Raw genomic sequence first — 11,793 nt, forward strand, 5'->3', positions numbered from 1 at the left:
GATGCGTCGATGTTCATGCCGGGCTGCTGCAGCATGCACAGTGAGTATAATCCGGGTTTAGCGAAGAGGGGAGTATTCGCGGGCAGAGAGATAGCGCAAATCCGCCTGGCGAAGCCTTCGCGCCCGGCCGTCCGCTTCAGGGCGGCCCCTTTTCGCCGGCCTCGCCGAGGGCGCGAAACGCTTCGGCGGGGCTCAGAAATACCTGTCCGCTCAGTTGCCCACAAAGCAGTTCGCTGCGCTGCAGGCGATCCATCACCGGTCCCTTGACCTCGCTCAGGTGACGCCTGACCTGCCGGGCCTGCAGCGGGCGATTGATCTCCTGCAAGGCGTAGAGGCCGGAAGTCGGACCCGTTAATGTGAAAGTCGCGCAAGCGACTCACGAAACTCCCTTCTCCCCTTGCGGGAGAAGGGGCAGGGGAAGAGGGAAACGGTCATGACTTTCATGATTTGGGGTGTCTCCACGTGTCATGACCGTTAATGTGAAAGTCGCGTATGCGACTCACGAACCTCCCTTCTCCCCCTGCGCGAGAAGGGCCGGGGGTGAGACGGGGAATTCGGGGAGCATGCTCCCTGCCCGGCGAACGATTCCGGCGTGTAAGCCGGAATGCGCACTGCAAGTGAGAGGCGGGCGGTCATGGCTTTCATCATCAGGGGTGTCTCGACATGTCATGACCGTTAGCCGGAAGCCCGCGCTTTCGCCGCTGGGGCGGTCAGATCGCGGTGTGCTGGCGGCAAGTGAGCGCTGGCTGCGTGGGTGGTGTAGGGTCCGTGAAGAGGGTGTCGGCGTGTGACAGGGTCTCGATCTCCGGGAACAACAGTTGCAGGTTGGCCAGTAACTGGGGACGGGTCATTTCGCGGTTGGCCTCGCGCCGGGAGGCGAACTGAAAGGCGAACATCAGCAGACCCCAGAGCAGGAGCACGGTCAGCTTGTGCCGGCGCTTCCCGGGGTCTCTCGGGTCGGGAATTTCCGTCAGCTGTGCGAGCAAGGCCGGCAGCTCTTTGCGCAAGAGGCGGACCTGTTTGCTCACAGCGTCCTCGCGGGCCGCTTGTTCCTCGGCGATGGTCGCGAAAGGCGAGCAACTGTTGGGCAGGGGCGCGGGCGAGGTGGGGACGAATCCCAGCGCACGCCGCTTCGCGTTCAGCGCCTTCTCCTGCCGTCTCTTGTGGCTGCGTTGCTCCCGGATGCCGGCACGCGTCGGACGACGGCAGGCTTTGCTCATGGCCGGGAGATCCCGGTCACGGCGCACAGCCGGTCGCGACCATCGCCGCCGAGCGGCTTGACCCACACCTGGCGGGGCGTGCTGTGATAGGACCGGCCAGGACCGGCCAGGGCGGGCCAGGGCGGGCCAGCGCGCGTCCGCTGGTCTCTCCGAGCAACTGCCAACCGGCAGCACGGTAGCAGGTGCCGGCATGGTGTCGCGGGTCGACAAAGCTTTCCAGCAGCAGCGGCTGGTACCCCCAATGTTCGAGCCAGTCCCTGCGGATGCCAGGGCGCCACCAGCGCATCCCAATGCGCCACCACAGCCGGGTCGCGAACGACTTCCAGAGACACCGGTCCGAGTGCCGACAGCGTGCCGTGCACCGGGGGCTCGGCGACTGGCTCGACCGGTGCGGCGACGGCCGCGCCACGACCTGCCGGCGACGGCCGCACCGCCGGCAGTGCCAGCAGTCCGGCGGCCTGCAGACGCTCCAGGAACTCCAGGCAGGCACTGAGCTTCGCCGTCCCCGTCCGCGTGGTCCAGCCTAAATGCTCGCAGACCGTCGCTGCCAACTCCTTGCGCGCCAATCCCGGCAGCCACGCCACCGTCGCGCAGAGGTCGGCAATCTCCGTGGCGCGGAACACGCGACCGCAGTGCACCCAATTTCCGGCACTCGTTGCAACCACCGTCACTCCTCCGGCCAAGACGTGGATCCATGACGCTCCACTTCTCCTGCCAGAAGTCCTCGCGCTCGGCGGTGGTTGATTCTCATTGTGTCGGCGTGCCACGGACCCACCATGGCCATGATATCTCTGCGATACCGGGAGTGAAGTGCTGGGCGAGGAAGGCGCGACGACCGCTTCCGCAGCACCGCGCACGCAGATCAAGAAACACACCGCCCCGCTTGGCCGGGCTTCGTGCTTTCTGGAGCTTGGCCTCGTCGGCTCAGTCCGCTTCCTGGAACGTCTCCTGGCGTTTGGACTTGATCGCCGGAAACGTCGCGATGCCCAATAATGCCAGGGCCGCAAGCAGCAGGCCGAGCGAGAGCGGGCTTGTGACGAACGTGGTCGGGTCACCGCGCGACAGCAGCATCGCCCGCCGCAAGTTCTCCTCCATCATCGGGCCGAGGATGAAGCCCAGGATCAGCGGTGCGGGCTCGCAGTGCAGCTTGTAGAACAGATAACCCAACGCGCCGAAGAAGACGGTCACTAACACGTCGAAGGTCGTGTTATTGATCGAGTACACGCCGATACAGCAGAACGCCAGGATTGCCGGATACAGCATCCGGTACGGCACCTTGAGCAACTGGATCCACAGCCCGATCAGCGGTAGGTTCAGGATCACCAGCATCAGGTTGCCGATCCACATCGATGCGATCAGGCCCCAGAAGAGCGTCGGATTGCTCGTCATCACCTGTGGGCCGGGCTGGATGTTGTGGATCGTCATCGCGCCGATCATCAACGCCATCACTGCGTTGGACGGTATGCCGAGCGTCAGCATCGGGATGAACGAGGTCTGCGCGCCCGCGTTATTGGCCGACTCCGGGCCGGCGACGCCGCGGATGTTGCCCTTGCCGAATGGCGGATCGGCATTCGGACCCGCGAGTTTCTTTTCGACCGCGTACGCCGCAAAGGCCGCGAGCAGCGCGCCGCCGCCAGGCAGTATGCCGAGAATCGAACCGAGGAGCGTGCCGCGCGCGACCGCCGGCGCCGCCTCCTTCATCTCCTTGACGTTCGGCATGACCGAGCCGACGTTGCTGGTCAACACCTCGCGCTGGCCTTTCTTCTCCACATTGGCGATGATCTCGGCAAACCCGAACACGCCCATCGCCACCGCGACGAAGCCGATTCCGTCGGTCAGCTCTGGAATGCCGAAGCTGAAGCGTGACACGCCCGAGTTCACGTCGGTGCCGACCAATCCGAGCAGCAGCCCGAGCACGATCATCCCGACCGCCTTGATCAGTGAACCCGACGCGAGTACGACGGCGCCGATCAGGCCCAGCAGCATCAGCGAGACGTATTCGGCAGGACCGAACTTGAACGCGAGTTCGGTCAGCGGCGGCGCAAACGCCGCGACCAGAACCGTTGCGAAGGTTCCGGCAATGAATGAGCCGATTGCCGCTGTACCGAGCGCCGCCCCCGCGCGACCCTGGCGCGCCATCTGGTAGCCGTCGAGACAGGTCACGACGGAAGACGATTCACCGGGCAGATTGACCAGAATCGCCGTCGTCGAGCCGCCGTACTGCGCGCCGTAGTAGATCCCGGCCAGCATGATCAGTGCCGAGGTCGGTTCCAGCGCGTAGGTGGTCGGCAGCAGCATCGCCAGGGTGGCGACCGGTCCGACGCCGGGCAGCACGCCGATCAGCGTGCCGATCAGGCAGCCGGCAAACGCATAAAAAAGGTTCTGCAGCGTCAGCGCAGTGTCGAAGCCGATCGCGAGGTTGTCCAACAGTTCCAAAGCCGTCTCCGCTGAGTCCGTCTAGTTCCTGAGGAACGCCGGCAGGACCGGGATCGTGAGCTTTAGGCCCATGATGAAGACGAGGTACGTGATCACGGCCATAACGATCGACAGGATGATCGCTTCCTTCCAGCGGAACTCGTGGCTCGCGAAGCTGGAGATCACGATCAGTGCGAGCATGGACACCAGCAGGCCCGCCCAGCGCAGTATCGCTGCATATATGAGCACCGCACCGAGCACCCATGCCAGCTCGGCGAAATGGAACCTCTCGAGCTTGCCGCCTTCTCCCTCACGCCCCAGTCCGGCCAAGGCCACCAGCACGCCGACAAGCGCGAGCAGCCCGCCCAGCACGGTCGGGAAATACGCCGGCCCCATGACCTGTGCGGTACCAAAGTCATAGCGGGTCGCGAACGCCGCGAAAAACAGCCCGAACGCGATGAACATCACGCCCGACCAGAAGTCGGTTTCGTTTCTGATTCTCAGTTTCATCTCCTCGCGGTTGCTGCGCGTTTGGCAAGGCTGTTGGGACGACTTCGTGGTCAGTCTATGGTTCGGACGGTCGGGAAATTGGGAACACTTCGCGTACGTACTCCGCCAGCATATCGCAAAAGGCCGTTGCGTAGGACGGCAGGGAGCGCCGCTTGTCCCAGAAGACGGCCAGGTGCTCGCGCAACGGTTTGCCCCCGTCGGTGATCCGAACGATGTGCAGCGGATACCGATCGATACGTACTGCAGAGGGAACGATGGCTACACCGTGCCCACTCTCAGCCATTGCCAGCAGCGTATGCGGTGTCCGGCTCTCAAAAACGATATTGGCCTCGATGCCTGCCAGGCGGCAGGTGGCGTCGAAGGTGCGGCGGGATAAAAAGCTGGTATCCAGCACAAGGAGCGGCTGGCTGGCGAGGTGCGCGATCTCGATCGCTCCGCTCTTTCCAAGCATCAACGGCGCATGCGAAGCGGCAAGCAGGTCTACCGCCTCCAGCGGGTGGCTCGCAAAGTGCGGATCGTCGGGCTGAACCACACGAAGCAGATTCTGACCAAGGTGAATCTCGCCACGCTCGAGCATTCCGAGGGTGTCGGACCACGCAATTGCCTCGATCACCTTGACCTGCACGTTGGGGTAACGCTGCGTGAATCGGTCCAGGAACCCGGAAAGGGTGCCTTCGATGAACTGAGGGGAGGCCGCTACCTTCAGTATGCCCCCGTCGCCGCGCCGAAGCTGTTGCGCGCGCTCGCCGATCGAGCTGGCGCAGTTCAACAAACTACGGCAGTCGCCAAGCAACTGCTCGCCCTCGCCAGTCAGCACGAGACGGCGTCCTACACGATCGAAGAGTTTAAGACCGAGCTCCTGCTCAAGATCGCGGATCTGCCGGGACAGGGCAGGCTGAGCAATGTGCAGACGTGCCGCTGCCTTGGAGACGGTGCCCAGGTCTGCAACGGTGACGAAGGTTCGCGCGTGTCGAAGGTCCATACCAGCAGTTATGCCTGATCGGCATAAGTAACGAGAGGAATTCTATATTGGATTGCTAAACTGCATTGCGCCATAGTTGATGTGCAAATTGCGTTCCTCTAAAAGGAGAAAGCCGTGAAATCGATGCTCTTGATGCGCGTCCTTGCGCTCGGCCTGACCGTCACGACATTCGCCGCCGAAGCACAGACCTGGCCGTCGAAACCGCTGAGGGCGATCGTGCCGATCGCGCCCGGCAGCATGGCCGATATTGCCGCGCGTGTCGTCTTCGAACAGGTGTCGACGCAACTCGGGCAGCCCGTCATCGTCGAGAACCGTCCCGGCGCAGGGCAAACGATCGGTGCAAGCGTCGTTGCCAAGTCGGAACCCGATGGCTACACCCTGCTGGTCAACTCGTCCGCACACGCCATAGCGCCGTCGCTTCATCTGAACCTGAACTACCACCCGGCGCGGGACTTCGCTGCAGTCATCCCGCTCGGCATCCTGCCCAATGTCCTGGTCGTCCCGCCAGCCAAAGGGTGGACGACAGTGGGCGAACTCGTTGCCGCAGCCAAGGCGACGCCTGGCGCGATGAATTACGCGTCAGCCGGTGTCGGGACTGCGACTCATCTCAGCGCGGAACGTTTTCGGTCGAGCGCGGGAATCGAGGCCGTGCATGTTCCACTCAAGGGCGGGTCGGAAGTTCTCACCGAGGTGATGACCGGACGGGTCGATTTCTTCTTCGGGCCCGTTGGCGTCGTGGCGCCTCGGGTTCGGGAGGGCAAGCTCACTGCGCTCTTGGTGAATGGCGCCCAACGTTCTTCCTTGCTGCCGGACGTGCCGACTACACTGGAGGCCGGCTTCGCCAATGCCGAGTATCCGCTCTGGTTGGGCGTGTTTCTGCCGGCGAAGACGCCGCGCGGTATCGTCGAGAAGCTTCACCACGAGACGCTCAAAGCGCTGCAAGAGCCCAAGGTGAAGAACAAGCTGGCGACACTGGGCATCGATCCGATGGTCATGACCCCGACCGAGTTCGACGCGCATGTCGAGAAGGAGATTGCCGTCAACGCAGCGCTTGTCAATGCGATTGGCTTGAAGCCGCAGTGACAGTCGACCAAGCCTGAGGCCGAGCGCTCGGTTAATGTGAAAGTCGCGTATGCGACTCACGAACCTCCCTTCTCCCCTTGCGGGAGAAGGGGCAGGGGAAGAGGGAAACGGTCATGACTTTCATGATTTGGGGTGTCTCCACGTGTCATGACCGTTAATGTGAAAGTCGCGTATGCGACTCACGAACCTCCCTTCTCCCCTTGCGGGAGAAGGGCCGGGGGAAGAGGGGGGACGGTCATGACTTTCATCATCCGGGGTATCTCGACTGTCATGATCGTTAGCGGCCAAACCAATGCATCTGTCGCAGAACACATGGCGATTTCATCAACATTCGTTGCCTCGGACGGGGACGGTTACGAGGTCCAGATGGGCCGATGGAGCCGTCGTCTCGCGCCCCTGTTCATTGACTTCGCGGGGATTGCCGCAGCAGAGCGCGTCCTCGATGTCGGGTGCGGCACGGGCAATCTGAGTTTCAGCATTGCCCGGAACCCGGCCATTGGCAGCGTGCGTGGCATTGATTTTTCGGCCGCTTACGTCGACCACGCCAAGCGACGGAATCGCGATGCGCGCGTCGACTTCGAAGTGGGAGACGCTTGTGCTCTGCCATTTCCGGACGCTTCGTTTGACCACACCCTCTCGCTGCTGGTCCTGCAATTCATTCCCCAGGCCGATCTCGCTGTGCGCGAGATGCGGCGTGTCACGCGTCCGGGCGGAATTGTCGCCGCCGCGACGTGGGACACACGCGGAGGGCTCGTCTGCGTTCGTCTGATCTTCGATACGGCAGCCATGCTCGATGAACACGGAAATGAGGACAGAGCGCGAGCGTACACCAAGCCCATGAGTCGCCCCGGAGACTTGGCGCGCGCGTGGCGTGAGGCCGGTCTGGTTGGTGTCGTGGACGGCATGCTGACCATCCGCATGGATTTCGCATCCTTTGCCGACTTCTGGGCACCCGCAGAAGGCAAGGATGGACCGATCGCGGCCTACGTCGGCACCCTTGGCATGCAAGCGCGGGGAAAGCTTCGAGGCATGGTCAAGCTGGCGTATCTAGACGGAGAGGTCGATGGTCCACGGTCCTACGCCGCAACGGCCTGGGTCGTGAAAGGCAAAGTGCCATAGTCGCTGGAGCCCCTGTGGCGTGGGTCGGCACCGAACCTGTTCAGCGCCAGATACCCATCGTAGTGTTGGCAGGGCCGACCTGCCGCCAACCCCGGAGAAGCCCCCTCAAGACAGCCAGCATTCCGCGATTGTTCCGAATGGCTGGATTGGCCCGAGATGCTGGCAGTCGCAGAGATGTGCGAGCGTCAGCAGGCGATGGGCGTTGCTGACGCTCATCGCCTCAATTGAGGGGCTGGCCGCTGGTCCGCTTGTGGTCGTTATGGATAGATGTTCATAACGGCCACAAACAGCCGTAGCGGCTTCGAAAATGGAGCTACGCGAACGGCAGGTAACTCATCAGATACCGGTCCCTCGGCGTTGTAGTACATTGGCCAGATCCTCGGCCATTCCAGAGATAGCAGGAGTGCTCTATGTTGCGGTCTCGACCCATCACCCACGCCCACGAACCCGCCGCTGAGGACGGCAGCAACTCGTCATACGGAAATAAACCGATAACCTACGCCTGCTTCTGTAATGATGTGTCTTGGCTGCGACGGATCATCTTCGATTTTCTTCCGTAGCAGCCCCATATAGACCCGAACGTAATGACTGTCGTCGGCATGGGATGGCCCCCACACGGTCTTGAGCAGTTGGCGATGCGTCAGAACGCTGTCTGGATGGGTGATAAGGTAGGCCAGCAACCGATACTCGATAGGAGTAAGGTGCAGTGGCTTGCCCGAGAGCTCGACAATCCGCTTGCCGAGGTCGACACGTATCTTGCCGAACTCGAAGACCGTAGAGCCGCTACCGACCGTGCTCGATCGGCGTCTCAATTGAGCACGAACGCGAGCCAGCAGTTCTCCGGCCCCAAAGGGTTTGGTGAGGTAGTCGTCGGCGCCAGCGTCCAGAGCCCCCACCTTGTCGGCTTCGGTCGTTCGTGCCGACAGCACGATGATAGGGATATCGGACCACGCGCGCAGGTCGCGGATGAAATCGACGCCGTCGCCATCAGGTAGGCCGAGGTCGAGTACTACCATGTCCGGCTTGCGGGTACCGGCCTCGATAAGGCCGCGCTGAATGGAGTCAGTTTCGTAGACCTGGCAGCCTTCTGCTTCCAGGGACATCCTGATGAAACGCCTGATCTTCGGCTCGTCCTCGATGACGATGACTACGGGCAGCGGTTCGCTCACTTCTGGCTCTCCTCCTTCAGAACATCCTCCTCGGCTGTATCAACGGAAGGAGGATTACCGCGCGGCAGCGAGAATACGAAACGCGCTCCGCTACCGCGGCGGTTCTCGGCCCGAATGGTGCCGCCATGCGCTTCGACAATGGCGCGACAGATGGCGAGCCCCAGGCCCACTCCTGTCGTAGCGCTTTCCTTCTGGCCACGCTCGAATTTTTTGAAGATTTCCTCTTCCTTTCCAGCCGGCAAACCGGGTCCATCATCCTCGACCGATATGTCTTCATAATCGCGGGCCCCCAGTGTTGCGCCGATTCCGATCATGCTTCCGGGGGGGGTGTATTTGGCGGCATTCTCCAGTAGATTCGACAGCACACGTTCGATCAGTACGGCGTCGAATTGCAGCAGAGGCAAATCGTCCGGCAGGTTGACGCTCACGCGGTGGCGAGCGAGGGTCGCTCCCGTCGCCTTGATGGCGCTGCCAACTACTTCCTCGAGCGGTTGCCACTGCCTGTTGAGCTTGACTGCACCGGCTTGCAGACGGGCCATATCGAGCAGGTTGTCGACCAGCGAGTTCATGCGTAACGACTCTTCGCGCATCGACATAGAGATTTCGCACTGCTGTCCTGTCAGCGGTGGCTGCGTCATGGACATCGAGTCGGCCAAGCCGACCAACGCCGCGAGAGGCGTGCGCAGGTCATGCGAGATGGCCGATAGCAGCGAATTGCGCAGCCGCTCTGACTCCATCTGCACTGTGGTCATCTGCGCCACATCGACGTAATGAACTCGTTCGAGAGAAATGGCGGTCAGCCGCGCGAAGGTGTCGAGGAGACGACGCTGCTCGGGAGCCATCAGCCGCCTCTGATGGCGCGGCTCCAGTACCAGCACGCCGCGCGTGCGCATCGGCGCCTTGAGTGGAATATAGAGGAGCGGGCTTCCCGCCAGGGTGTCTGTGCCGCAGCCGGCCTCGGCACCGTGGTCGAAGGCCCACTGGCTGATACCCATGTCCACCGCCGGCACGCCGCCGGGGATCTGGATCGGCTCCTGCAACCGGCCTTTTTCGTCGGCCAGGACGATGGCGGTTCGGGCGCCGAATCCGGTCTCGGCAAAACGCTGGCTGATTTCGGCGATCTGTTCCGGCACTAGCGCTCCCGACAAGTCACGCGACATTTCATAGAGTGCCCTAACCCGTTGTTCGCGGCGGCTGGCGACGCGGGCCTGGAACTTGAGACCCGCGGTGAGCTTGGCGGTAACCAGGCCGACGGCCAGCATGACGGCGAAAGTCATCAGGTACTGGACGTCGCTGACTGCGAATGAAAATCGCGGCGGCACGAAGAAAAAATCGAAAGCCGCAACGTTAAGGAAGGCTGCCGCGACCGCCGGGCCGAGACCGTAGCGAACTGCGGACAGAACGACCGCCATCAGGAAAAGCATGGCGATGTTGGCAAGATCGAACACCGAATGCAGCGGCATGGCGATGAGTGTCGCCAGCGCGCAGAAGACAACGCTCATCGCGAACGACTGCCAGGGTGCATTCAGCCGATCGAGCAGCGACTCGTCAGTTGGCTCCTCCTGGCGCTTGTCTGGCCGCGCCTCCTCGCGCGCAACCTGAATAACGTCGAGATCGGGTGCATGCTTGCCCACACGGTCGGCGAAGGAGCGGTACCACGGCCGCCAATCGCGCACATGATCTCGGCCGACGACAATGTTCGAAAGGTTGTGGTCTCGGGCATAGGCGACGATTGTCTCGATGGCGTCGCTGCCGGCCAGGCTTGCCGTTTCTGCCCCAGTCTCCTGCGCCAGTTTAAGGTTCTTGAGGATAGGCAGGCGCCGCTTCTCTGAGAGGTGCCGCAGTTCCGGCGTCTCGACATAGATCACGTGCCACGGTACGTCAAGCCTGGTGGCGATGCGGGCGGCGCTGCGGATGATGCGGTCGCTGCCGTCTCCCGGGCCGATACAGGCCAGAAGCGATTCACGGGTCTGCCAGGCGCGAGCGACAGATTGGTCGCGCCGATACTGGATCATCTCGCCGTCAACGCGGTCGGCGGTGCGGCGAAGGGCGAGTTCGCGTAGCGCGATCAGATTGCCCTTGCGAAAGAAATTCTGGATCGCACGCTCGGCCTGGTGCGGAAGATAGACCTTTCCTTCCTTCAGTCGCTGCAGCAGTTCGTCGGGCGTCAGATCGACGAGCACGACTTGATCAGCGGCGTCGAAGACATGATCAGGAACTGTTTCCCAGACACGGATACCGGTAATGCCACCGACAACGTCATTGAGGGTTTCCAGGTGCTGGACGTTAACTGTCGAATAGACATCTATACCCGACGACTGAAGTTCCTCGACATCCTGCCAGCGCTTGGGATGGCGCGAACCTGGCACGTTGGAGTGAGCAAGCTCGTCCATCAGAATAAGTTCGGGCTTGCGCGCCAGAGCGCCGTCGATGTCGAATTCCTTCAGCACCTTGTCACGGTAGGCGACCTCCTTCAGTGGCAGACGTGCCAGTCCGGTCAGCAAGGCTTCGGTTTCCTTGCGACCATGGGTTTCCACGACACCGATGACGACGTCCGTACCTTGCTCGGTCTGCTGGCGCGCGGCCGACAGCATGGCGTAGGTCTTGCCGACACCCGCCGAAGCGCCGAAGAAGAGCTTCAGCTTACCGCGGGTGGCACGAATCTCCTCTTCCTTGATCCGGCCGAGGAGTTCGTCGGGATCGGGACGGGCGTCGTTCATTTTCCTTGCTGGTCATCCAGCGTCAAGTTCAGCAGCAATACGTTAACACGAGGCTCGCCGAAGAGGCCCCATTGCCGTCCTTCGGTATGTACATCGATCAGGGCCGCTACCTGTTCCGGTGGTAGCTTGCGCGCTGCGGCAACGCGCGCGACCTGGTAGCGGGCCGCTGCCGGGCTGATATGCGGATCAAGGCCGCTGGCGGATGCGGTGACCAGATCGGCCGGGATGGGTAACTGGTTGCCGGGATCGACCGCCTTGAGAGTCTCGATGCGCTCTCTGGCGGCAGCCACCAGCGCCGGGTTCAACGGCCCCTGGTTTGATCCACCCGAAGTGATGCCGTTGTAGGGCTGCGGTGACGTGGCTGACGGTCGCCCCCAAAAGTACCTTTGCTCAGCGAAGTTCTGACCAATCAGTGTTGAGCCGACCGGCTTGCCACCCCTGACGAGCAGGCTGCCGGCAGCAGTACCTGGAAAGACCGCCTGGGCAATGCTGGTTACCGTCAAGGGATAGACAATGCCGGTAATGGCGGACAGCAGCACGAACAGAGTGATGGCTGGACGTAACAGTGTTTTCAT

General features: G+C 62.3%; 11 protein-coding genes. 2 read left to right on the top strand and 9 right to left on the bottom strand.

Going from position 1 to position 11,793, the window contains the following annotated elements:
- Positions 1 to 136: 136 nt before the first annotated feature.
- From QZ648_RS05085 to QZ648_RS05110, 6 genes are all read right to left on the bottom strand, one after another.
- A complete protein-coding gene (locus QZ648_RS05085) occupies positions 137 to 325 on the bottom strand; it encodes a hypothetical protein (protein WP_291996303.1) in 189 nt (62 codons plus the stop codon).
- Positions 326 to 710: 385 nt separating this feature from the next.
- Complete coding sequence (locus QZ648_RS05090) at positions 711 to 1,220, bottom strand: transposase family protein (RefSeq protein WP_291996304.1); 510 nt, start codon at positions 1,218 to 1,220, stop codon at positions 711 to 713.
- Positions 1,217 to 1,885, bottom strand: a complete 669-nt coding sequence (locus QZ648_RS24810) for a hypothetical protein (protein WP_366144058.1) — start codon at positions 1,883 to 1,885, stop codon at positions 1,217 to 1,219. Before QZ648_RS24810 ends, QZ648_RS05090 begins: the two co-directional genes overlap by 4 nt.
- A gap of 259 nt (positions 1,886 to 2,144) precedes the next feature.
- The gene (locus tag QZ648_RS05100) at positions 2,145 to 3,656 is read right to left on the bottom strand and encodes a tripartite tricarboxylate transporter permease (protein ID WP_291996306.1); all 1,512 of its coding nucleotides are present in this window, start codon (positions 3,654 to 3,656) and stop codon (positions 2,145 to 2,147) included.
- A gap of 21 nt (positions 3,657 to 3,677) precedes the next feature.
- Positions 3,678 to 4,145: a tripartite tricarboxylate transporter TctB family protein gene (locus tag QZ648_RS05105; RefSeq protein ID WP_169067745.1), complete on the bottom strand. Its 468-nt coding sequence runs from the start codon at positions 4,143 to 4,145 to the stop codon at positions 3,678 to 3,680.
- A gap of 55 nt (positions 4,146 to 4,200) precedes the next feature.
- A complete protein-coding gene (locus QZ648_RS05110) occupies positions 4,201 to 5,127 on the bottom strand; it encodes a LysR family transcriptional regulator (RefSeq protein WP_169067746.1) in 927 nt (308 codons plus the stop codon).
- 123 nt (positions 5,128 to 5,250) lie between these two features.
- On the opposite strand from QZ648_RS05110, the gene QZ648_RS05115 reads away from it, so the two are divergent.
- Entirely contained in the window at positions 5,251 to 6,210 is a 960-nt protein-coding gene (locus QZ648_RS05115) for a tripartite tricarboxylate transporter substrate binding protein (protein ID WP_248595535.1), read from the top strand.
- 366 nt (positions 6,211 to 6,576) lie between these two features.
- Positions 6,577 to 7,329 carry a class I SAM-dependent methyltransferase gene (locus tag QZ648_RS05120; RefSeq protein WP_291996307.1) on the top strand — a complete coding sequence of 251 codons (753 nt, stop codon included), beginning with the start codon at positions 6,577 to 6,579 and terminating at the stop codon, positions 7,327 to 7,329.
- Positions 7,330 to 7,802: 473 nt separating this feature from the next.
- Here the strand turns inward: QZ648_RS05120 and kdpE are convergent, their stop codons facing one another.
- From kdpE to kdpC, 3 genes are read right to left on the bottom strand one after another with little or no spacing between them, the layout of a single operon-like run.
- Positions 7,803 to 8,498 carry a two-component system response regulator KdpE gene (gene kdpE / locus QZ648_RS05125; protein WP_169067748.1) on the bottom strand — a complete coding sequence of 232 codons (696 nt, stop codon included), beginning with the start codon at positions 8,496 to 8,498 and terminating at the stop codon, positions 7,803 to 7,805.
- On the bottom strand, positions 8,495 to 11,218 hold the full coding sequence (gene kdpD / locus QZ648_RS05130) for a two-component system sensor histidine kinase KdpD (RefSeq protein WP_291996308.1): 2,724 nt from the start codon (positions 11,216 to 11,218) through the stop codon (positions 8,495 to 8,497). The genes kdpE and kdpD overlap by 4 nt, the downstream gene beginning before the upstream one ends.
- Positions 11,215 to 11,793 carry a potassium-transporting ATPase subunit KdpC gene (kdpC, locus tag QZ648_RS05135; RefSeq protein WP_291996309.1) on the bottom strand — a complete coding sequence of 193 codons (579 nt, stop codon included), beginning with the start codon at positions 11,791 to 11,793 and terminating at the stop codon, positions 11,215 to 11,217. Before kdpC ends, kdpD begins: the two co-directional genes overlap by 4 nt.

This window comes from Candidatus Accumulibacter sp. ACC012 (genome assembly GCF_907163155.1).
GTDB classification, from domain to species: Bacteria; Pseudomonadota; Gammaproteobacteria; order Burkholderiales; family Rhodocyclaceae; genus Accumulibacter; species Accumulibacter delftensis.

Excerpts from the sequence above, each read along its gene's own strand:
- QZ648_RS05090 (WP_291996304.1), bottom strand. The coding sequence starts at position 1,220 with ATGAGCAAAGCCTGCCGTCGTCCGACGCGTGCCGGCATCCGGGAGCAA.
- QZ648_RS05105 (WP_169067745.1), bottom strand. The coding sequence starts at position 4,145 with ATGAAACTGAGAATCAGAAACGAAACCGACTTCTGGTCGGGCGTGATG.
- QZ648_RS05110 (WP_169067746.1), bottom strand. The coding sequence starts at position 5,127 with ATGGACCTTCGACACGCGCGAACCTTCGTCACCGTTGCAGACCTGGGC.
- QZ648_RS05115 (WP_248595535.1), top strand. The coding sequence starts at position 5,251 with ATGCTCTTGATGCGCGTCCTTGCGCTCGGCCTGACCGTCACGACATTC.
- QZ648_RS05120 (WP_291996307.1), top strand. The coding sequence starts at position 6,577 with ATGGGCCGATGGAGCCGTCGTCTCGCGCCCCTGTTCATTGACTTCGCG.
- kdpD (WP_291996308.1), bottom strand. The coding sequence starts at position 11,218 with ATGAACGACGCCCGTCCCGATCCCGACGAACTCCTCGGCCGGATCAAG.
- kdpC (WP_291996309.1), bottom strand. The coding sequence starts at position 11,793 with ATGAAAACACTGTTACGTCCAGCCATCACTCTGTTCGTGCTGCTGTCC.